Genomic DNA, 21972 nt, shown 5'->3' on the forward strand with positions numbered 1-21972 from the left:
CCGTCGCTGAGGCGTCCGCCTCGGACAACTCCGGTCCATCCCCGCGTCTGCGGGGGCTCACTCCGTCGCTGAGGCGTCCGCCTCGGACAACTCCGGTCCATCCCCGCGTCTGCGGGGCTCACCTCCGGTTGGGGTCGTGCGGCGGTGAGGGCGGCGGTCCATCCCCGCGTCTGCGGGGCTCACGCGTGCGCGGGGAGCAGGCGCGGGTCATCCCTCGGTCCATCCCCGCGTCTGCGGGGCTCACCTGAGCGGTGGCCAGGGAGCGCCGTGCTTTGGCGGTCCATCCCCGCGTCTGCGGGGCTCACCGAGTTGCTGCCAGTGCGCCACCACCCCCTGGAGGTCCATCCCCGCGTCTGCGGGGCTCACTCACGGCGGTCTCCGGTGGGGTGGCGAGGTCGTGGTCCATCCCCGCGTCTGCGGGGCTCACCGCACATGGCGCTCGGGCGGGAGTTCCGGGGGCGGTCCATCCCCGCGTCTGCGGGGCTCACATCCTGGTGTGGGAGCCCGGGGCACTCCCCGTCGGTCCATCCCCGCGTCTGCGGGGCTCACCACCCGGACGGGCCTGGGCACTCCGGGCGCCACGGTCCATCCCCGCGTCTGCGGGGCTCACGGGCAGTGGTCCCACTCGCGCATCCGGTGCGCCGGTCCATCCCCGCGTCTGCGGGGCTCACACCGAGGACGGCGCGACATGAGCGGCCTGATCCGGTCCATCCCCGCGTCTGCGGGGCTCACCAGGAAGGTCCGTGACGCCGCCGCGTCCGCGATGGTCCATCCCCGCGTCTGCGGGGCTCACACCCGGCGGCCGGGCCATGACTCCCGCGCCACCGGTCCATCCCCGCGTCTGCGGGGCTCACGGCCCAGGCGGAACATACTCCCGCCTGGCTGACGGTCCATCCCCGCGTCTGCGGGGCTCACTCCAGGTCGCCGGAGCGTGCGGCCACGACCCCCGGTCCATCCCCGCGTCTGCGGGGCTCACGTGATCGCGGACATGGAGACGTCGATCAACCCCGGTCCATCCCCGCGTCTGCGGGGCTCACCGCAGGCGCTCCACTCGCCGCTCGGCCCGGACCGGTCCATCCCCGCGTCTGCGGGGCTCACATCAGCACGTGCAGGAACGTCAGACCGCAGTCCGGTCCATCCCCGCGTCTGCGGGGCTCACGGCGTAGGTGGCGATGGTCCGGGCGCACCGCTCGGTCCATCCCCGCGTCTGCGGGGCTCACCGCGCGGAAGGCCCACCCCGCTCGGGGTGGGCCGGTCCATCCCCGCGTCTGCGGGGCTCACACCGGGCGTCAGCTCGATGGTGGCCGTGACGACGGTCCATCCCCGCGTCTGCGGGGCTCACCTCCAGCGGGCTCCCGCCCTCCCGGCCGACCGCGGTCCATCCCCGCGTCTGCGGGGCTCACACCGGGCGTCAGCTCGATGGTGGCCGTGACGACGGTCCATCCCCGCGTCTGCGGGGCTCACCTCCAGCGGGCTCCCGCCCTCCCGGCCGACCGCGGTCCATCCCCGCGTCTGCGGGGCTCACCCGACGAAGAACACCACGTCAAAGCCGATGAGCGGTCCATCCCCGCGTCTGCGGGGCTCACCTAGACCCTTGTCACGAGCCGCGTATATGTGACGGTCCATCCCCGCGTCTGCGGGGCTCACGGACCACCGAGGGCCCACAGGACGCCGAGATCCGGTCCATCCCCGCGTCTGCGGGGCTCACTCCGGCTTCGGCGAACCGCTCGTCGGCGGAGGCGGTCCATCCCCGCGTCTGCGGGGCTCACGTCGGTCTCGATCGGCTCGAAGGTCACTGAGGCGGTCCATCCCCGCGTCTGCGGGGCTCACCTGTCCACCTCATGCCGACGCACCAGTGGCGGCGGTCCATCCCCGCGTCTGCGGGGCTCACCTGTCCACCTCATGCCGACGCACCAGTGGCGGCGGTCCATCCCCGCGTCTGCGGGGCTCACTGGGAGAGCTTCGCCGGGAGCCACTCCTCCCGCGGTCCATCCCCGCGTCTGCGGGGCTCACAGGTCCACCCCCGGGTGCGCACGGCCGCCACCAGGTCCATCCCCGCGTCTGCGGGGCTCACAGCAGCAGCATGATGCCCAGGGCGGGGCCGCGCGGTCCATCCCCGCGTCTGCGGGGCTCACTGGACGCCGACCAGGTAGCCGATGCCCTTGTCCGGTCCATCCCCGCGTCTGCGGGGCTCACCGGTTGATGGTCTCGGCGCGGTTGACCAGGTCCGGTCCATCCCCGCGTCTGCGGGGCTCACCCCACGGACGTGCCACAGCACCGCTTCATCGTCGGTCCATCCCCGCGTCTGCGGGGCTCACGCCACCACGTCAGCGACCGGGGTTTTCTTGTCCGGTCCATCCCCGCGTCTGCGGGGCTCACGCTCAGTTTATGGACCGGCCTCCCAAAAGATCAGGTCCATCCCCGCGTCTGCGGGGCTCACGGTGAGCATGACGCGGCGCGCGCGTGGATCAACGGTCCATCCCCGCGTCTGCGGGGCTCACGCGCCACTGGCGGTCATGAAGGACACCGCCTACGGTCCATCCCCGCGTCTGCGGGGCTCACATCTGCTGGGACTTCTGCCCGTTGGCACGGGACGGTCCATCCCCGCGTCTGCGGGGCTCACGCTGCACCACGTTTTCCGGCGGACGATCCTGGAGGTCCATCCCCGCGTCTGCGGGGCTCACGTGGGAGCCGGAGCCCCCGATGTTCCCCTGGACGGTCCATCCCCGCGTCTGCGGGGCTCACTCCTCGTTGGGGTGCTGCATGATGGGTTCTGCCGGTCCATCCCCGCGTCTGCGGGGCTCACAGTCATGCCTTCACGCTCCTCACTCCGCACGGCGGTCCATCCCCGCGTCTGCGGGGCTCACCGCAAATGACCTGCAACAACACAGAGCGTTATCTTCGCGTTATATTGCTTCAGAGGGCGGACCCGCCGTCGACGCGTCGTCCTCCTCGTCTGTGACTCCGATGAACCGGATGAGCTGGAGCCCATCGAAGTCGACGACCTCCCTGCGGCTCTCCCCGGCCGTCTTCACGATGAACCTTTGCTCATTGTCGGTTGGGTGCGCGCAAACAGCAGACCCCTCCTCAACGGACTCGCTCACCAGCTCCCAGAGCCGGTCCCTGACTCGAGCCGCCATCGTGCCGATATACAGCCCTGCCTGTGGCTCGACCATCCAGCGGGTCAGCGCGCCACGGACATGTGGCGGAACCGCCGTCGTCGAGATCACGACCATTCCCGCCATCAGCCGAGTTCCTCTCCCAGATCGTCGAACGGAGACTCCAGGGGGCTCCCTGCCTGGTCTCCGTAGTTGACTCCACCAGCTACCGCCCCACGCTGTGGGTCCCACAGGTCGACGACGCGCCAGCGTTTCGGGGCCTCCGCCTCGACTCCGGCCGCATCAGGATCGAGCAGCAGTTGGATGTCACGGACGATCCGGGGAATCATCCGGTACAGCTTCAGCTCACTGCGCAGTCTCCTCCTGGCAGCCGATTCGGGGTTCTCCGCATCATGCAGAGAGAACGCCAAGGGGATCGTCGTCTCGGCTTTGTACAGGTCAGCGATGTCGTAGACGAACGAGTTCTGCTTACCGCTGTGCACGAACCCGAGCCCCGGATGACACCCCAGGTGCATCACCACCGAGTGCACCACGCCGTACAGGGCGGCGTTCGCGGAGGAGAGGGCCTTGTTCACCGGGTCCTGGTCACCCCAGGACTCTGGGTTGTAGTTCCGCTTGAACGGCTTGAGCCGGTACTTGCTGGCCAGGCCCTGGTACAGGTTGCGCATGCGCCTGCCCTCCAGGGCACGGAGGGTCTCGATCGAGGTTCCCTCAGCCACCTCCTCGCCGAAACGGAGCTCGAACATGGCGTACGCCACGTCCAGGCGCTGCTCATCGTCGGCGTAGGCCCGGGCCTGGAGATCCATCCACTTGGCCGTCCGGTCGGGTGACGTCCAGCCGCCGTAGTGGAGGATGCCTCCGGAGCCCGTACTAACAACCGTCGTGCCGTGTCGGAAGAGGGTCGCCATGGCCGACGACGTGATGGACGTTCCAGGCCCCAGTAGGAGGCACGCCAGCGCCGCCGTCGGGATGGGGACCCTATGCACCACGCCGGAGTCGGTCTCCGTCTCCGCGCACACTCCCGAGTCGGTCTGGACGATTCGCACGACGTCGGCGTACAAGAACGACAACCCGTCCGAGACTCTCGGCAACATCGCCAGGGTCGGACGCAGCAGCTCCTTCTTCGCGTTGCCTCTCCACGTGGTCATGACGCCTCTGCCCCCACACTGCCGACTCGCACGTAGGCGAGGCTCAGCATGCCGCAGCCGAAGACCTTGCCCCGCCCCACACCATTCACCACCGCTTCTCTGAGCGGTTCGGCATCACTGACTCGGGCCAGTCCATCGAAACGGACCGCCGGCATCCGGACCGCACGCTTGCCCCTGTAGTCGATTCGCTCGTTGAGACGCGTCGCGGTCGCGCTGATCAGCTCCAGACCACTCTGATCGGCCTTCTTCTCCCACCAGGCGTCAGCCGCCGCGCCGACCAGCGGAAGTTCGTGCGCGTCCGAACTCAGCTGTTCGCCGTTCCGCTTCCTCAGCTCGCGGGGCCGGTCGCTCTTTCCCAGTCGCTTCATGGGGCTGCCCACGATGCGGTACCTGACGACGTCCCCCTTGCTCAACCGGTCGAGCAGTGGTGACAGGTCCTTGACCCCCGCGATGTCGAATCCCGACGGCAGGTGTTCCTCGCTCAGCTCACAACGGCTCTGCACGAGCATGTGACGGCCTGCCCTGGTCTCCTCGACCCGAAAGAGCAATCCGGCCTTCTGTCTCGGGGAGTCGATCTTGTTCCCACCCAGGCTCTCCTCGACCAACTTCATCAGGATCCGGTGTTGGTCACCCGCGGTGGCGCGTCGGACGTCCCTCACGCGATCATCGAGTTCGATCTTGGTCAGTTGGACTGGCATCGCCCTTCCCCCACGTACTTGAGGATGCGCCTGCGGTACTCGTCTGGGCCTCGGGTGAGTAGCGCTCCGGGAAGCCGTTCGAGGCCCGTGCTCACTGATCGGAAGCGGTAGACACGCGCCTGCCCGGAGAAACTGACCGGCACGTCGTTGAGAACCGCCACACTCCGGTCGCTTCCCTGCTCCGCTGAGGCCGTTTCCTCCACGAACGGGATCCGCACGCTGACGGGTCTGCGGTCCTCACCCCACTCGATCCGCCCGCCCGTGCGCGGAGCGAGAGGCACTTCCTCTCGCAGTTTCCGTACCGGGTCCTCCGCCTGGGCGCGGAGCAGCAGCGGCTCATCGGGAACATAGCCCCGCCTGCCGAGGTACGGTGCCCAACACGGCGACTCCAGAGCCATGGCCACCTCCTCGGTGAGCCGTGGAGGGCCTTCGACAGCGACGGTGAACACCGCGTCAGACAGGTAGGAGCGGCGTGTGACGATCGTTCCCTGGCCTTCGGGGCGCCGTTTGCCCTCAGCGGTCGGAACGCTCCGCCGAGCTGGCACAGCGCCTCCGATGGTGTGGAAGTCGACCATTCTCACGCCGGGCCGGTCGATGCGGATGGTGAACGTCAACGGCTCGTAGCGCTCAAGTGGCTGGGAACGATCACGTCCTTCAGCCGCCGCGAACATCCCGATCAGAGCCGACCGCGTGGGGTGGTCGATGGTGTCGCGGTCACTGAAACTGCTGTGTTCCCCCCAGCTCTGCATCGGGCCGGTGAGCCGGAACAGCAGGCCGCTCACGTGTTCGCGTCCCCGGCCGTGCCACCGGTGTTCTCCAGAACGGAGCTGATGAGACCGGGGTACGACTCGACTCGGCTCCCGAGGTTGGGCAGCTCCTTGTCCAGGTTGATGCCTGTGTGGAAGGCAGTGGAGGTGCCGTCCCACCAGACCCGGTTGAGCTGTTCGGCGTAGCTGTCCATCCTCGTCTGCGCTCGCGCGGCGAAGCCCGCAGCGGACTGGATCGGCTCTTCGAAGGCCGCGGCGTAGGACACAGGCCTGTCGGCGCGCACGCTGACGTGGACCAGCTCGGGCACCGTCTGGGCGCCCGTGGCGTTCTGCTTGCCGGTGGGTACGGTGGCGATGAACGCCCTGAGGAACTGGGCGACCAGTTCTCGTGCGGTCTCCTCGTCGCCGCCCAGGTTGTCGAGCAGCTGCGCCAGGTTGATGTTGGCGTAGCGGTAGAACGTGCCCGAGCTGAACTCACCGACGTTCATGTGGCCGCTGCCGTGGTCGTCTTCCCGGGGGATATCATCGACCGCGGTGAAGAAGTCCGTCTCCACGGCTGTGCCGTGCACGGTGAACGCGTGCGCGAACTGGATGGCCCCGTCGACCTGCCCGCCCGGCAGTTCGGCGAGCATGCGCCCGAAGAGGTTGATGGTACCGCTGCGCGACTTGAGGATCTGAGTGACCTCGTCGGTGGGAAGGACGCCCTGTTTCGAGGGCTTCTTCTTGGCCATCTCCTCTCCGATGGCCTCCGCGTACCCGGACGCCACGTCGGCGAGTTCGCTGATCGCGGCCTGGGGGAGGTAGAAGAGCACGGACGTGTCCTGCGCCTTGTCCTCCTGTCCCTTCTTCTTCGACTCGAGCTTCATCCCGGCCGACACGATGATCTGACGCCCGGCCTCCTCCGCGGGGCCGTCGTCCCATCCACGCCTGCGCAGTTCTTCGGCGACAGCTCCGACCAGGCGCCTGGTCCGCACCGCGGGGTCGCCCAGCCGCTTCTCCACCTCGTGGCGGATGACGCGCTTCCAACTCTGACTGGAGATCCGCGTGCGCTCATACCCCCCGAAAACCACCGTTTTGGGAGATCCCAGGTCATCTCGGTTCGTGTTTGAGTACGGCAGGGTCTGAAGGGCGTGTACGTCGATGTAGGCGGCCTTCATGGTGGTCACTGCTCCTCGTCGTTGCCGGAGGCGGTGTCGCCGCCTTCTTGTCGCTTCTGCTTCTCTTCCTCGTGGAGATCCCGGTTGCGTGTGCGGTGGTAGGACTGCAGCCATTCCTTGGCGACCATGTCCCGCTCACCGCCCCATCGCGCCAGATCCTCGATCAGCACCACCCAGTCGACAGAGACCTGGCGGGTCCGGGCTTGGCGGACCAGTGCTGGCAGGCGCTTGTGGATGCCAGCGAGGTCCAGGCGGCAGAGCCGGTGGAGCCTGCTCTCTGTCGTGTCGACCTTGAGATCGCCTGTCCTGACCCCCCGAGCAAGCGAGGCCCCGAGGTTGAGTCGGCCGTTCTTCTCCTGCGGCGTCCGACCGTCGTCGGGGCCAGAGTCCTCGTTCGTGGCGCCGTCGGCACTCGGTTCGCCCTGCCCTTCGGACTCTTCCGAGTCGGCCGCCGCGTGTTCGTCCCTCGCTGTGCGCGGCTGCGCGGCCATGAGCGCGGCCACCCCGTAGAAGGCCCATTCCTCCGCCAGACCGTCGGGAAGGTCGAGCGGTTCGCCGTGTGGGCCTCGAAGGCAGCTGTAGACCACGCCGTGCGCCGGCCGGGCGGTGGGATGGGTGGGTGGGTGACCCACCATCCTCCGTAGCACCGATCGGTCACCGGGGGAGGTGACGATCCGCTCCTGCAGATGAGTCACCATCCGATCGGCGAGGAAGCTGATCTCCCCACGCTCTCGTGTACTCATGATTCGGCGTCTTCCCGCTGTTGGGTCCATTGTCTGAAGAGTCGGCCGCGATGGTGTTCGATGACGCTCGCTGTCCTCGGCCTGGAGGCGTAGGAGTCCGTGACCTGCTCGAAGGCTCGGGCGGCCGCGAGAACGAAGTCGTTGCCGGGTGATTCGACCGCACCATCGAACGCGATCCGCCAGAACATCCGCCCTGCCTCCGACCAGTACAGGGACATCCCCGGACGCAGCCAGGGACCGGTTCCCGTATCCGCCTTGCGGGAGTCCCCGCCGCTCGGGCTGTTGCTCTCCTTCCAGGCGGCTTTGAGCGCGCTCTCCAGCCGCCGCCCAGCCCCTTCGGCGGAGGAGACGGACAGTCGGATCCTGCGCCGAGCGAGGTCCGCCTCTTCGGAGTCGGAGGCGCTGTTCTTGAGCCACTGCAGAACGGCGGGGGTCACGGCGGCGAACCACTGCCGGTCGCGGGTCTGGCCGTCCTGGTCGAAGCCGAAGGCCCGAACCCTCAGCGTGCGCTGCAGTTCCTTGGAGACACCTTCATACGAATTCCAGGTGTTGAACAGCACGGGACGCCTCCGACCCGAACTTTCGTCGTCCCGCAGGAGGGCGTCCAGATCACGCCACACGGCGCGCGCGGCGTCCGCCGGTTTCCCGTAGCGCTTGCCTTCTTTGGAGGTCAGATAGATCTGGAAGGGGTCGGTCGGCGCTGACCACGCCTCACGGAACTCCTTGGTGATGCGGAACCCCCAGGTGATGGTGGCGTCGGTGACGCTCCGACCGTCGTCGGAGGGGTGGAGGAGAACCGCGTGACGGTACTGGTTAGTCAGGATCCCGGCCAGGCCCGTGGCCTCGGCGGGGAGGCCGGTCGGGTCGTCGAGCTCGTCCCTCTCCCACGGCGCCTTGTCGTGCTCGCCGTCCTCGGGGTAGGGGATGTTCATGACCAGGCTGGTGAAGAGGTTCTCCCCGAGAGGGTGGAACGACAGCGATGACCGTAACGGCCCCGCCGACGTGTCGGCCTTGTTGACTTCGTCGACGACTCGCGCGGTGCAGCGTCCCGAAGGCCCGTAGTAGACCGTGGCGATCAGATGCTGGACCGCGATGTCCGGCGTGATGGGTTCGGGGGCGAGATCGGTGGCGTGGCCTCCCAGCCACACCTGGTTGTTGCCCGCGCTGCGGCCCCAGCACAGTTTGTTGATACCGGAGGTGGACTTGCACTGTTCAGCAAGGCGGGGGTCTTGGAGCCAGGGCCGCCCGCTGGCTCCGAAAAGGTCGAAGCGTTCCGCGTAGTCGTCGAAGTAGGACGCGACCTCGTCGGCATCGAATCTCCCCGCTCGGAGCGCCTCCAGCCTCCGCTGACCCCACTCCGTCTTATTGTCGGCCTCATCAAGTTCAGTGACGCGTGCGGTGATCAGGGCGAGAATGCGCCACAGGCCCGCCGAGGCCGGAGGCAACGGGAGCTCCACGTCCGCGATGCTGTGGGATGACAGGAAGAGTTCACGCAACCCCACGCGTTCGGATCGGTGTTCACCGCCATCGTCTGGACCGCTGTCCAGCCACCGCACAGGCAGCCAAGGCTCTTCGTCGAGCCGATAGGAAGCCGTCATGGCCTCTCGTTCTCCGTTCCTACGAACCCGACTGTCAAGGCAACAGCCGTGACCTGCTATGTTGTCCTCTCAATGGCTTCATCCACGCCTTGCTCGCGTTGAACGAGTCCGCCTGGATTCAGCCCTCAGAGCCCCGCAGACGCGGGGATGGACCGCTGGCTGACGCAGGTTGAGCCGGGTCTACTCACAGCCCCCACGGAAGTGGGGAAGTCGGCAACCCCGACAGGACCGCCGGCCTCGTCGCCGTCAAGCAGGCTCAGCCCGAGATCAGGCCGTCGAACCACACCCCTGGCCGAGTACCGACATTGGGGCAACGATCAGGACGGCACGGAGAGAGCCTCACAGCTTGTCTCCCTCGGAGTGACTGAGCTCGTTCGCGCACAACCCCCCAAAGCTGGCTGATGCCGGTTGCCAAAATGACTTACCTACGTCGCGCGAAACTGTACCAGCCCTCGGGGATTTCCGCGCATTCCCAGGAGGCCACAAATCAGACAAATTTAACCTATCTCCACATAAGTCCTTTTTCTTTATGCAGAGTCCAGGATCGATCGCCGACCTCACCCTCTTCGACAGCTCCGTCGGCTTTCACGTACTGCGGGATCATGATCAACTCACGGAGTCTGAAGTCCCTCCGCCACACCTGCGGCAAGGCCCCTTCACGCGCTTTCTGCGGCGGCACCCATTGCCCGCCTCTCACGGGGATGGTCCTGCGGATCACCTGCGCCAGGTCGGCCTCGGTGAACACCCCCTCCGGCCCTGCCCCACGCTCAGGGAGTCGGACCGTGCACTCTCGGTCCAGCCAGGTTTCGCCCCTCGCGTCCTTGAAGCAGCAGAGGACGCGAACCGAGTCGGCGTCGAACCGGGTGGACGCCGCTTCCTCGTCCACACCGAACGACCCTGCCGTGAGCTCGTACAGACCTCCGCTCAGACCATCTGGTGACACGAACATGTCCTTCGCCAGGGTCCGCATGCCCATGTCCTTGCCGAGGCGGTCGATGTCGTGCTTCATGTCATCGATGAGACCGGGGTCCTCGTACACCCGCTCCACGAGCTTCTGAACGTCTCCAGGAACCTCGACGGGCCTACCTTCCCGTTCAAGCAGGAGGTTCTGCGTCCGCACCAGCAGAGAGGCGGCGTAGACGAACGTCCATACTTCAGGCATCTTCGACTTGGTCGGCTGTTCCGGGGCGAGAACGGCCACGCGCGGACGCTGCGCCCAAGCCGGACGGGTGATCACACCCAGACGCTCATGCCGCCAGCACCGCCCAGCTCGTTGCAGCAGAAGCGAGATCGGCGCGAGATCGGTGATGATCGAATCAAAGTCGAGATCGAGGCTCTGCTCAATGATCTGCGTCGAAACGAGAATCGCTGATTTCGGACGGTTCTTTTCCACATCCTTCTTGCCGAAGAATCGGACCACCTTCTCCGTGATCTCGTCCCGTCGCCATCCTGGGAACCTCGCGTGCAGCAAGAGCAGCTCCGGGCGCTCCGCCGGGTCGGGGAACCGTTCGTGCAATACGCCGTCGAGCAGGTCATACGTCTCCTGGGCCTCGGCGACCGTGGTGCAGATGACCGCCGCACACCCTTGCCCGGAGGAGAACAGGCCAGCGAGCTCGTCCTTCAGAGCACCAGCACGGTCCACTCTGCGTTCCCGACCGCTCCCCTCCTGCGGGACGGGGACCAGGTCGAGGTGGAGGGGATCGCGTTCCTCGCCAATGATCGGTTCGGGGTTTCGTGTGATGGTGCCCGTGCCGGTGTCCGCGTAGATCCATCCTGGATAGTCGATGCTGTCCACGGCGGGCGCGGGGGCCGCGGACTTCCTCCGTCTGCGGCCGAGCCTGGTGCGGCGACGTTTGCCCGCGCCCTCGAGGTAAGCGGTGACATAGGCGTCCGCGACCGCCCGGTGCAGGGTCGCCGACAGGAGGATCACAGGGACGTTCAGCTTCCCCAACCACCTGAGAAGCCGCTCAAGCCCCTCCTGCATGTAAGGGTCGACCGCATGCGCCTCGTCAACGACGACGACCTTCCCGATGAGGCCGAGAAGCCGGACCACGTTGTGCTTGAGCCTGAGCACAGCCATGAGGATCTGGTCGATGGTTCCCACGGACCAGGACGCCAGAAGGCCTCGTTTGCGGCCGAACAGCCAGTCGGTGACCTTGAACCCCTGACCATCCGGGCCTGAGGTCAGAACGGTTGAAGGCGCGGCTTCAAGCACCCCTGGGTGGTACTCCTCGTTGAGCCAGGCCATGGAGTGCAGCAGAGTCAGGGGACGTGGGACGTCCGCTCTGTGTTCGGCGTATCCGCGAAGCCTGTCGTACATCTGGTCCGCCGTCGCCATCGTGGGCAGCGCGATGTAGCGTCCCGGGCACCCCGCCTCGTAGCCCATGATGTCCGCCGCGTGGAATGCCGCTTCCGTCTTTCCCATCCCCGTCGGCGCGGTGATGAGCAGCAGTCCCGCGCCGGTGCACACCTGGGGTAGGTGCTCGGCGACGGAGGTCTGCAAGCCGTTGGGCGTGGTGATCTCGGGGAACGACTCCGGGAAGGTCGCGGGTGTGGTGGTCAGCGGTCGCAGACCGGAGCCATCCAGCAGCTTCGGGGTAACGGACCTCTGACGCTCGAAGTAGGACCGCAGGCTCGCCCTGTCCCCCACCTTGGGCTTGTGGGGTTTCTGGGCGAGGACGTGTCGCTTCTGGCTGACGAGCCAGTCGGCGAGGATGACCAGCCCGCAGACAACACCGGCGATCGGCTCTGGGAGAGTCTCCGGAGCCTGAGGTTTGCCGAGAAGCTCTGTGAGGGTGTGCAGGATCTGCCAGCGTTGATCGTTCCACCGGTCCTCGTCGAAACCGGCATCGCGGAGAGGGTTGTTGCCTTGGGAGTCGAAGAACTCCGGGAACAGGCCGTGGTGTCCGCCGAGGAGTTGCGCGACGAGCATAGTACTTGCGCCCGGCTCATCAGTCGGGGGGTAGCCGACCTGTGGAAGCGCTGTTTCCAGCCAGCGGGCAGTGGCGGTGGCGTGGCCTACGCGTTCGGCGAGGTCCCGCTGAGTCGGGTAGGAGGGGAGATCGATGGGGATCTGGTGCTGGAACTGCGGAGTGGCTTTCCCGATGTCGTGCAGGCCAGCCCAGTAAGCGATGAGGCGACCTGCCTGTTCGGCATCGACGCCTAACTCGCTGGAGATCGTGGCGCGCGGACCGGGGGCCAGATACTCCTCCCACAGTGCGAGCGCCATCGCGGCCGCATCCATAGCGTGACACACGAGCGGGTGGCGATAGCCTCCGAGGTCGCGTTCCTTGGCCCACAGGCGTAGGTCAACCAGGTGTTCAGGCGCCGTCGAAGGGCCGAACGGATACGCCATAAGTTCCCCTTCGCATCAGACCCGTAGCGCTGGGCAACAGTAGACGGCAGGTCTGACAAAACCTGTCGCCGAGACGGTCAGGCGTGCTCCGTATACGTCCCCAGGATTCACACGTTCACGAGTATCCGCAGGGGTCGTGAGTCGACCCATCCCCGCGTTCGCGGGGCTCACGGGTGCGCTCTTGACGGCGGCGTAGGCGCACCCGGTCCATCCCCGCGTTCGCGGGGCTCACACCAGGAGGGCGATCAGGCCCGCCCTGCGGCCCGGTCCATCCCCGCGTTCGCGGGGCTCACTGGCATGGCGCCGCCGGGGGCTGGGTGACCTTCGGTCCATCCCCGCGTTCGCGGGGCTCACATCCTCAAGGCGCGGCGGACGGGTCCGCCTGCCGGTCCATCCCCGCGTTCGCGGGGCTCACGCCGGGCGTTCGGGCAGGCTTACGCCGAACACCGGTCCATCCCCGCGTTCGCGGGGCTCACACTCCGTCCGTAACGTCGGGGGCGTGCTCCGCCGGTCCATCCCCGCGTTCGCGGGGCTCACTCCGGGCCTCAGCGGGTCAGCTCCGCTGGGGCCGGTCCATCCCCGCGTTCGCGGGGCTCACGGCAGGCTGTTGTGCTGGCCGATGGCGCGGACCGGTCCATCCCCGCGTTCGCGGGGCTCACCACCCGCGGCGAGACGTAGAAGCTCGCGGGGTCGGTCCATCCCCGCGTTCGCGGGGCTCACGGCAGCGGGGCGGGGCCGGCGGGCACATGCTCCGGTCCATCCCCGCGTTCGCGGGGCTCACGCCCTGTATGTGACCGAGCGCACCAAGAGCCGCGGTCCATCCCCGCGTTCGCGGGGCTCACGTGATGGACGGCCGCCTCACGCGCCTGACGATCGGTCCATCCCCGCGTTCGCGGGGCTCACCACACCCCCAAGGAGCAGCACATGCAGCGCCTCGGTCCATCCCCGCGTTCGCGGGGCTCACGCGATCTCCCGCATCGTGGACACCACGTGATCCGGTCCATCCCCGCGTTCGCGGGGCTCACTCTGGGGCGGTGACCTTCGACGCGCCCGGCGACGGTCCATCCCCGCGTTCGCGGGGCTCACAACTGGCTGGTGGAGATCGGCAGGATCCGCGACGGTCCATCCCCGCGTTCGCGGGGCTCACGGATGGGTTCACCGGGAGACCGCCCCGTCACCCGGTCCATCCCCGCGTTCGCGGGGCTCACTCGTCGCCCTCGCCGCCGTCGGCCTTCTCGTCCGGTCCATCCCCGCGTTCGCGGGGCTCACAGCACGGTGTCGGTGATCGTGGTCAGCCGCTTCGGTCCATCCCCGCGTTCGCGGGGCTCACGCGGAGAGGATGTGGGTTAGTCCGCCTGCGGCCGGTCCATCCCCGCGTTCGCGGGGCTCACGGCGACCTGATGCTGCTCGCGGTCACCTCCAACGGTCCATCCCCGCGTTCGCGGGGCTCACGGATCCGGCGTAGCCGCGGGCCTGTCGGACGCCGGTCCATCCCCGCGTTCGCGGGGCTCACGGGACATGACCAGTAGCCGCACCCCAGACCGCCGGTCCATCCCCGCGTTCGCGGGGCTCACGCACACCTCGGACACCCCGAAGGCCCACCCTCCGGTCCATCCCCGCGTTCGCGGGGCTCACGTCAACGTGACCATGTACGCGGTCCCGCCCGCCGGTCCATCCCCGCGTTCGCGGGGCTCACTCCCACAGCTCGATGTCGTCCACGTTCGTCTCCGGTCCATCCCCGCGTTCGCGGGGCTCACCGGTTCGACCGGCGCATCTGCAACGCGGGCGCCGGTCCATCCCCGCGTTCGCGGGGCTCACGACGGGGTGATCAACCAGTCCGCAGACAGTTACGGTCCATCCCCGCGTTCGCGGGGCTCACCGCAAATGACCTGCAACAACGCCAAGCGTTATCTTCCCGCAACATCAGATAGCGGTAAAGGACCGCGCACCACTCGGGTTCGCCATTGCACAGCGCGAAACTCGAACATGTGCGACGACGTTGACCTATCGTGGCCATCGAAGGACTCCATCCCCATCACCCTTTCATGATGCTCGAGGGATCTCCACGGAGAGAGAGCCACCATGCCAGGCGGGCCGAGGGATCTCTGGGAGACGCGCACCTCTCCCACCCGCCGCGAAGATCCCTCAACCAAACCCTCCGAACCGCACGGATACCCAACAGCACAGGTCGCCCCAGACCGTGACTACCTTGACACGGCACGGGCCACCGAAGCCGACGGCTCGAACCAGCCCTGCTGCCCCCGCTGCTTGATCAACCGCCCCCAGCGTTCCTTACGGCCGAAGCGCACCGCGATCTGCTCCTCCGTCGGCAACGAACCATCCGCCCTCCGGTTCTCCAGAGCCCACCTCCACGCCTCCACCTGGATGCCGGAGGGAGCGACGGTCTGTCGCTCCTCCGCAGCGTCCGAGGGCTCACTCCCGGTACGGGCGTCCGGCTCGGGAACGACATGGAGGTGTCCCTGCAACCGGCCTTCGTTCTCCCTGTCCGAGCTCACGTGCTCCTCGGCCCCCGTGTCGGGGTGGATCTGCTCATCGGCTGCGGACGCACCGGGTACGCTCCGGGCAGCCGTGCGGAACTCGCGCATGAGCAGCTCGTAGGCACCGATCAGCGCGAACGACGGCCAGGCGTGGATAATCCGCGACCACATCGTGGGGTCGGCGACCGCGACGTTGGCGGCGAGGGAAGCGCTGGACCCGAGGACCAGGAGCGTCCACGGCAGCAGACCGCCTCGTCGGCCGTGGCGCGCGTCGCTCAACAAGGTCATGGACGCGCCGACGATCATCCCGTCCACCGAGAGCGGGAACAGGGCCGCGCGCCACTCGGGTTCGCCGTGGCGCAAGGCGAGTTCGTACATGTGCGAGTAGGACACCACCGCAGCGATACCCGAGAGCAGCAGCACAGCCGCGATGGTGACCCATCGTGACCAACGGGAGGACTCCATCCCGATCACCCTTTCCTGGTGACCGAGGGATCTCCACGGGGCGGGAGCCGCCCTTCCGGGTGGGGTGGGAGACGGGCGTCTCCCACCCCAGGCTGGGAGATTTCTGGGAGACGCGAACCTCTCCCAACGGCTCCCAACCACCGTGAAGATCCCTCAACGGAACCCTCTGAACTGCACGGGTGCCTGTCGGCGCAGGTCGCCGTGACCCTCGAACTACCTTGACACGGTAGAGGTCACAGGTTCGAATCCTGTATCGCCCACCAGCATCACCCTCGAAACGGGCTCCTTCGGGAGCCCGTTCTCGTTGTGTCCGGGGTCCCGCTCCTCGGCCTCCGACCGCGGAGCGAGGAGACCGGAGCCTCCGCCCCTCCCGGACCATGACGCGCACCGGCCGCCCGGAGCCGGAGGACGGCCGGGAAAACCGACGGCCCCGCTTCGACGGCACTTTCGACCTAGGTCCTTCAGAGCAGTCCGCACAGTGCCAACCAGACAGAACGGCCGAAGCCAGAAGGGTCCACCCCTCCATACGATGCTCGGGTGTCTCCGGCCCCAGCCCTCGATGGAAGGTAACACCGGATGCTGAAGCGAGTCCTGCTGTCCGAGTCCGATCTCCCCGACCGCTGGTACAACATCCTTCCGGACCTCCCCGCCCCGCTCCCGGGGTCCCTGAACCCCGAGACGATGGAGCCCCTGCGGCCCGAGGACCTGGCCCCGCTGCTGCCGTCGAGGGTCATCGACGACGAGTTCTCCCGGGAACGCTGGGTGGAGATCCCCGAACCGGTCCGGGACGCCTACAAGATCTGGCGTCCTTCCCCGCTGTGCCGGGCGGAGCGGCTGGAGCGCGCCCTGGACACCCCCGCGCACATCTACTTCAAGTTCGAGGGAGGGTCGCCCCCCGGCTCCCACAAGCCGAACACCGCCGTGGCCCAGGCCTACTACGCCGCGGAGGAGGGGGTCCGGCGGCTGACCACGGAGACCGGCGCGGGCCAGTGGGGTTCCGCCCTCTCCTTCGCCGGTGCGCTCTTCGGCCTCGACGTCGACGTCTACATGGTGCGGGCCTCCTTCGAGCAGAAGCCCTACCGCAAGTCGCTGATGCGGACATGGGGCGCGCGGGTCCACTCCTCCCCGACTCCGCGGACCCGGGCCGGTCGGGACATCCTGGCCGAATCCCCCGACTCCCCGGGCAGCATCGGCATCGCCATCAGCGAGGCGGTCGAAGACGCGCTCAGCAGGGACGACACCAAATTCGCCCTGGGCTCGATCATGAACAACGTCCTGTTGCACCAGACGGTGATCGGTCTGGAGGCGAAGAAGCAGATGGAGGTCATGGGCGAGTACCCCGACGCCGTCATCGGCTGCGTCGGAGGCGGTTCCAACTACGCGGGGCTGGCCTACCCGTTCATGCGGGACCGGCTGACCGGTGCGTCCCCCCGTACCCGCTTCATCGCGGCCGAGCCGGAGGCCTGCCCCACCCTCACCCGCGGCAAGCTGGCGTACGACTACCCGGACACCGCGGGCCTGGGCCCCGTCCTGTACATGCACACCCTCGGCCACGGCTTCATTCCCGGCTCCATCCACGCGGGCGGGCTGCGCTACCACGGCGACGCGCCCAGCCTCTGCCTGCTCAAGGAGCACGGGCTCCTGGAGGCCCGGGCCTACCCGCAGACCGAGGTCTTCGAGTCGGCGGTGCGGTTCGCCCGCAGTGAGGGCTTCGTCATCGCACCGGAGTCGTCCCACGGCCTCAAGGCGGCGATCGTGGAGGCGCTGGCGGCCCGCGAGGCCGGGGAGGAGCGGGTCATCCTGTTCAACATCTCCGGGCACGGCAACTTCGACCTGGCCGCCTTCGACTCCTTCCTGGCGGGCAACCTGGAGAACCCGTCCGTCTCCGACGAGCAGATCGCGCTCAGCCTCGGCGACCTGCCCGAGCCGTCGACCGCGGTCTGAGGGGCGGACATGGTTCAGACACGCCCCGAACTGCGCGGTACCTTCGGCGCGGTCGCCTCGACGCACTGGCTCGCCTCGGCGGCGGGTATGGCGGTCCTGGAACGCGGCGGCAACGCCTTCGACGCCGCCGTGGCCACCGGGTTCGTCCTCCAGGTGGTCGAGCCGCACCTGAACGGCCCGGGCGGCGACGTGTCGATCCTCGCCTTCGCGTCAGCGACCGGGCGGGTGCGGTCCGTGTGCGGCCAGGGGCCGATGCCGCGATCGGCCACGCCCGAGGTGTTCCGCGCCCTCGGCCTGGCACGGGTCCCCGGGTCGGGGGTCCTCCCGGCCACCGTTCCCGGGGCGTTCGGTGCCTGGATGCGGTTGTTCGCCGAGTACGGCACGCTGCGCCTCGACCAGGTCCTGGAGTACGCGATCGGGTACGCCGCGGACGGATACCCCCTACTGCCCAAGGCCGCCGAGACGATCGCCGCGCTGGCCCCGCTGTTCGCGGACGAGTGGGCGGAGTCCGGGCGCACCTACCTGGTGGACGGCTCCGCCCCCAGGCCCGGGGCACGGATGCGCAACCCGGTTCTCGCGGAGACCTACCGGCGCGTCCTCAAGGAGGCCGAGGCTGCGGGGTCCGACCGGGAGCGCCAGGTCGAGGCCGCCCACCACGCGTTCTACCGCGGCTTCGTGGCCGAGGCCATCGACGGGTACCTGGGCTCGGCCGAGGTCCTGGACGCCACGGGCCGCAGGCACCGCGGCCTGCTGGACGGCCACGACCTGGCGGAGTGGACGCCCCGGACGGAGACGACCGCGAGCCTGGACTACCACGGCCTGGAGGTGCACAAGTGCGGCCCCTGGTCCCAGGGGCCGGTCTTCCTCCAGCAGCTGGCGCTCCTCGACGGCTTCGACCTGGCCGGGATGGGACTGAACAGCGCCGACTACCTGCACACCGTCACCGAGTGCGCGAAGCTGGCCTACGCCGACCGGGAAGCGTGGTACGGCGACCCCGAATTCTCCGACGTGCCGCTGGACGACCTGCTGGACGACCGCTACGCCGCCGAGCGCCGCCAACTCGTCGGCACGGAGGCGTCCGACGTCCTGCGTCCCGGTTCTCCCGGGGGACGGCGGCCGTGGATCCCCGCCGTGGAACGGGTCTCGGCGCCCCCGGACGGACCGGGCTGGCGGGCCCAGCTGTCCCAGGGCCTGCCGACCGTGACGCCCTCCGTCGTGCGGCTGACGGAGGCACGCGGGGACACCTGCTGCCTCACGGTCGCGGACCGCCACGGAAACGTGGTGGCGGCGACCCCCAGCGGGGGCTGGCTCAAGAGTTCCCCGGTGGTCCCGGGGCTCGGTTTCCCCCTGGGTACGAGGGGCCAGATGGCCTGGCTGTCCGACGGCCACCCGAACACGCTGGCGCCCGGGAAACGGCCCCGCACGACCCTCAGTCCGACGCTGGTCCTGCGAGACGGCCGGGCCCACATGGCGTTCGGAACGCCGGGCGGCGACCAGCAGGACCAGTGGACCCTCGGCCACTTTCTGGCCCGCGTCGACTTCGGACTCGGCCTCCAGGCCGCCACGGAGACGCTCGCCTTCCACACGGAGCACGTCCCCTCGTCGTTCGTGCCCCGCACGCAGCGTCCACGCACGGTCAGGATCGAGAGCCGCTGCCCCGAGGAGGTCGGGAACGACCTGCGTGAACGGGGGCACGAGATCGAGTCCGCGCCGGACTGGTCGCTCGGCAAGGTCTGCGCCGTGGGAGTCGACGCGGCCGACGGGATGGTCCGGGCCGCCGCCTCCCCCCGCGGCGAACAGGCGTACGCCGTCGCCAGATGAAGGGAAACCCGTGAAGAAACGGAAGAGACGGGCATGCTGAAAGCCGACCTGCACCACCTGGCCGTCGAGACCGCGGACCTGGACAACTGCGTCACCTGGTACACCGAGTTCTTCGGCGGGACCGCCACCTGGACGCTCGACTCCTTCTCCGAACTCACCCGCAGCAGGCTGCCCGGCATCGTCCGGCTGACCGAGGTCGTGGCAGCGGACACGCGGTTCCATCTGTTCACCCGGTCCACCGTGTACGCTCGTCCGCTGCCCGACACACCCCAGTTCCAGCACGTCTGCATGACCACCGCCACGTACGAGGAGCTGGAGCGCTGGCGCGGCCACTGGCAGCGCCTGTACGAGTCCGGGCGGTACACGTTCGCCCGGCCCGGCCCCGCCACGGGGATCGTGATCGACTCCGACGGGGTGAGCAGCTTCTACGCCTACGACGTCAACGGGCTGGAGTACGAGTTCGCCCACGTACCGACCGAGGCCGAGGGGAGGTGACCGCTCTGAACGGCAACAGCGCCGCGTACCCGTGGGAGACCGGCCCCAAGGACTTCGGCGGACACGCCTACGGGCTGGAGCCCCTGGCCCTCCCGCCCACACCCCCTCGCGGTTCCGAGGAGGCGGCGGGCGGAGCGGCCTGGGCGGAGCCCGACGGGCGACAGCGGCTGATCGAGTCGGCGCTGGAACCTCCGGGCGGTCCGCCGGCTCCCGAAACGGCGGACCAGTTGTTCTGGTTCCGGTGGATCACCGGACACCAGATCACCTTCATCCTGTGGCAGGAACTGGGACGGCTCCTGCCCAGGACGTCGGCCGGGCCGGAACCGCGGGCCGACGCCCCGAACCGGGCTGCACGGCTGGTCCGTGCCTACTCGGCCATGCTGCTGTACACCGGCTCGTGCACCCGGGAGGTCTACCACCGGGTGATCCGCCCCAGCATGGCCCTGCAACACCCCGGTTTCAGCGGCGCCTGGGCTTCCGACTACGGCCCGGTCCGGTCACTGTTACGGGGGCAGGCCCCCGCAGCCTGGGACGGAGCCGCCGATGCCGTCCTGCGGGAGTGCGCACTCAACGCCACGGTCCACGAGGGCGTCGCCGACAAGCTCGTCCCCGGCGAACCCTCCCTGTTCGAGTCGTCGGCCGGCCACGGGCGGCCCCTGCACCGGGACATGCTCTCCATCCTCTTCGACACCTACTTCCTCACGCTCCGCGTACCGTTGCCGCACTCCGCGGTCCTGGTCCAGTTGCTGCGCCGGGTCCACGCGGTTCGGGACGACCTCGTCTCCAACGGCCTGTACCCCTCGTCCGCGTCCAGCCGCGACGAGAAGCCGACCGCGCTCACCACGGTGGAGATCGAGGAGACCGAGGAGGAGATGGCCCACCTCGTCGTGGGCGTCGCCCGTGATGCCGTGCGGCACGTGGCGGAGCCGACCAGTCCGTAGCCCTCGGCCCCGAGCCCCCAAGGAAGATGAGTGGAAGTCATGGCACACGACGTGATCGTGGTCGGCGGCGGCATCGCCGGATGCGCCTGCGCGGCCCGCCTGACCGAGCACGGCCTGAACGTCCTGCTGTTGGAACGCGGCTCCCTGGCCGGGGCCGCGACCGGCCGGAACCAGGGAGGGCTGCTGCCCAGCCCGCTGCCCGCCTGCGGCGGCCTCTACTCCGAGGCGGTCGCGTACTACGAGCGGGTCACGCAGGAGGGCGACGTGTCCTTCCGCCTCCGTCCGCACGGCTACCTGCTGGTCGCGGGCGACGAGGACAGCCTGGAACGGGCCCGCGGCCACGGCCGGGCGCTGACCGAGGCCGGGTTCCCCGCGGATGAGGTCGACCCCCGCGAACTCCTGGAACTGGAACCGGCCCTCGCCCCCGACCTGGCGGGCGCCGTCGTGGTCGGGGGGGCGCACGCGCTCCACCCCGTGCTGGCGACGGTCGCGCTCGCCCGTCGGGCCCGGCGCGCGGGAGCGACCGTCCGCACACACGCGCTCGTACGGGGGCTGCTGCGCTCCGGCGACCGCGTCACCGGGGTGATCACCGACGAGGGGGCCGTGACGGCGGGTGCGGTGGTGCTCGCGGCGGGTCCGTGGTCCCGCAGCCTCGCACTGCAGGCCGGGGTAGACCTTCCGGTGTTCGGAGCCCGGGGCTGGCTGGTCCGCACCGCGCCCGTCGCGGGCGCGGCCTTCCGCCACACGATGATGCAGTCCACGTGGCACGGCGCGGCGGGCCTCAAGCGGTCCGGGCCGCCGCCGCTGGACGAGGTGGCCGATCCGCAGGGGGCGGAGCCCCAGGTGGTCTTCTCCCTCCAGCCCCTGCCCAGCGGCGAGGTCGTACTGGGCTCCAGCAACGGGGCCGCGCTCCAGCTCGACGACCCCAACGACGGGGAGCGGGCGGTCCCGCTGATCTCCGCCGCGGCCGCGCGGCACGTCCCCGCGCTGGCGAAGGAGCCGGTCCGGGCGGTGTGGTCGGGGGTGCGGCCGATGTCCCCGGACGGGCTGCCGATCGTCGGTCCGGCTCCGGGGGCCGAGGGACTGTGGCTGCTGTCCGGGTACGGGATCGACGGCATGCCCCTGGCCCCGGGGACCTCGCGGCTGTTGGCGGAGTACCTCGTGGACGGACTGCGTCCTGCGGGGGCCGAACCGTTCGCTCCGGAACGGTTCGGCTGACCGGC

The 21972-nt window shown here is 68.9% G+C and carries 14 protein-coding genes and 2 CRISPR repeat arrays; of the genes, 5 read left to right on the plus strand and 9 right to left on the minus strand.

The features are described from left to right. The first annotated feature begins 31 nt into the window (after nt 1-31). A CRISPR array of direct repeats spans nt 32-2867; the repeat unit is 29 nt; unit sequence CGGTCCATCCCCGCGTCTGCGGGGCTCAC. A gap of 39 nt (nt 2868-2906) precedes the next feature. The 9 genes from cas2e to ACTVAJ_RS06460 form a co-directional block, all read right to left on the minus strand. Further along, nucleotides 2907-3245: a type I-E CRISPR-associated endoribonuclease Cas2e gene (cas2e, locus tag ACTVAJ_RS06420; RefSeq protein ID WP_470387135.1), complete on the minus strand. Its 339-nt coding sequence runs from the start codon at nt 3243-3245 to the stop codon at nt 2907-2909. Then, nucleotides 3245-4267, minus strand: a complete 1023-nt coding sequence (gene cas1e, locus ACTVAJ_RS06425; RefSeq protein WP_470387136.1) for a type I-E CRISPR-associated endonuclease Cas1e — start codon at nt 4265-4267, stop codon at nt 3245-3247. The genes cas2e and cas1e overlap by 1 nt, the downstream gene beginning before the upstream one ends. Beyond that, nucleotides 4264-4965: a type I-E CRISPR-associated protein Cas6/Cse3/CasE gene (gene cas6e, locus ACTVAJ_RS06430; RefSeq protein WP_470387137.1), complete on the minus strand. Its 702-nt coding sequence runs from the start codon at nt 4963-4965 to the stop codon at nt 4264-4266. Before cas6e ends, cas1e begins: the two co-directional genes overlap by 4 nt. Next, nucleotides 4950-5747 (minus strand): type I-E CRISPR-associated protein Cas5/CasD, encoded by a 798-nt coding sequence (gene cas5e / locus ACTVAJ_RS06435; protein WP_470387138.1) that lies wholly within the window; start codon nt 5745-5747, stop codon nt 4950-4952. The genes cas6e and cas5e overlap by 16 nt, the downstream gene beginning before the upstream one ends. Further along, on the minus strand, nt 5744-6889 hold the full coding sequence (gene cas7e / locus ACTVAJ_RS06440; protein ID WP_470387284.1) for a type I-E CRISPR-associated protein Cas7/Cse4/CasC: 1146 nt from the start codon (nt 6887-6889) through the stop codon (nt 5744-5746). Before cas7e ends, cas5e begins: the two co-directional genes overlap by 4 nt. A 5-nt stretch (nt 6890-6894) precedes the next feature. Continuing rightward, a complete protein-coding gene (gene casB, locus ACTVAJ_RS06445; RefSeq protein ID WP_470387139.1) occupies nt 6895-7632 on the minus strand; it encodes a type I-E CRISPR-associated protein Cse2/CasB in 738 nt (245 codons plus the stop codon). Continuing rightward, entirely contained in the window at nt 7629-9230 is a 1602-nt protein-coding gene (gene casA / locus ACTVAJ_RS06450; RefSeq protein WP_470387140.1) for a type I-E CRISPR-associated protein Cse1/CasA, read from the minus strand. Before casA ends, casB begins: the two co-directional genes overlap by 4 nt. Nucleotides 9231-9732: 502 nt before the next feature. Continuing rightward, entirely contained in the window at nt 9733-12585 is a 2853-nt protein-coding gene (locus tag ACTVAJ_RS06455) for a CRISPR-associated endonuclease Cas3'' (protein ID WP_470387141.1), read from the minus strand. 142 nt (nt 12586-12727) lie between these two features. Further along, nucleotides 12728-14464: a CRISPR direct-repeat array (repeat unit 29 nt; unit sequence CGGTCCATCCCCGCGTTCGCGGGGCTCAC). A gap of 325 nt (nt 14465-14789) precedes the next feature. Next, nucleotides 14790-15548, minus strand: coding sequence for a DUF2637 domain-containing protein (locus ACTVAJ_RS06460; RefSeq protein ID WP_470387142.1), 759 nt, complete (start codon nt 15546-15548; stop codon nt 14790-14792). Between the two features lie 576 nt (nt 15549-16124). Here ACTVAJ_RS06460 and ACTVAJ_RS06465 point away from each other — a divergent pair. From ACTVAJ_RS06465 to ACTVAJ_RS06485, 5 genes are read left to right on the plus strand one after another with little or no spacing between them, the layout of a single operon-like run. Beyond that, nucleotides 16125-17492 carry a TrpB-like pyridoxal phosphate-dependent enzyme gene (locus ACTVAJ_RS06465; RefSeq protein WP_470387143.1) on the plus strand — a complete coding sequence of 456 codons (1368 nt, stop codon included), beginning with the start codon at nt 16125-16127 and terminating at the stop codon, nt 17490-17492. A gap of 9 nt (nt 17493-17501) precedes the next feature. Next, nucleotides 17502-19313 carry a gamma-glutamyltransferase family protein gene (locus tag ACTVAJ_RS06470; protein ID WP_470387144.1) on the plus strand — a complete coding sequence of 604 codons (1812 nt, stop codon included), beginning with the start codon at nt 17502-17504 and terminating at the stop codon, nt 19311-19313. Between the two features lie 33 nt (nt 19314-19346). Then, entirely contained in the window at nt 19347-19808 is a 462-nt protein-coding gene (locus tag ACTVAJ_RS06475) for a VOC family protein (RefSeq protein WP_470387145.1), read from the plus strand. Continuing rightward, nucleotides 19805-20749, plus strand: coding sequence for a hypothetical protein (locus ACTVAJ_RS06480; protein ID WP_470387146.1), 945 nt, complete (start codon nt 19805-19807; stop codon nt 20747-20749). Before ACTVAJ_RS06475 ends, ACTVAJ_RS06480 begins: the two co-directional genes overlap by 4 nt. Before the next feature lie 39 nt (nt 20750-20788). Then, on the plus strand, nt 20789-21967 hold the full coding sequence (locus tag ACTVAJ_RS06485; RefSeq protein WP_470387147.1) for an NAD(P)/FAD-dependent oxidoreductase: 1179 nt from the start codon (nt 20789-20791) through the stop codon (nt 21965-21967). The last annotated feature ends 5 nt before the right edge of the window (nt 21968-21972 follow it).

This window comes from Nocardiopsis sp. KDC1DS13DA1, from assembly GCF_055632325.1.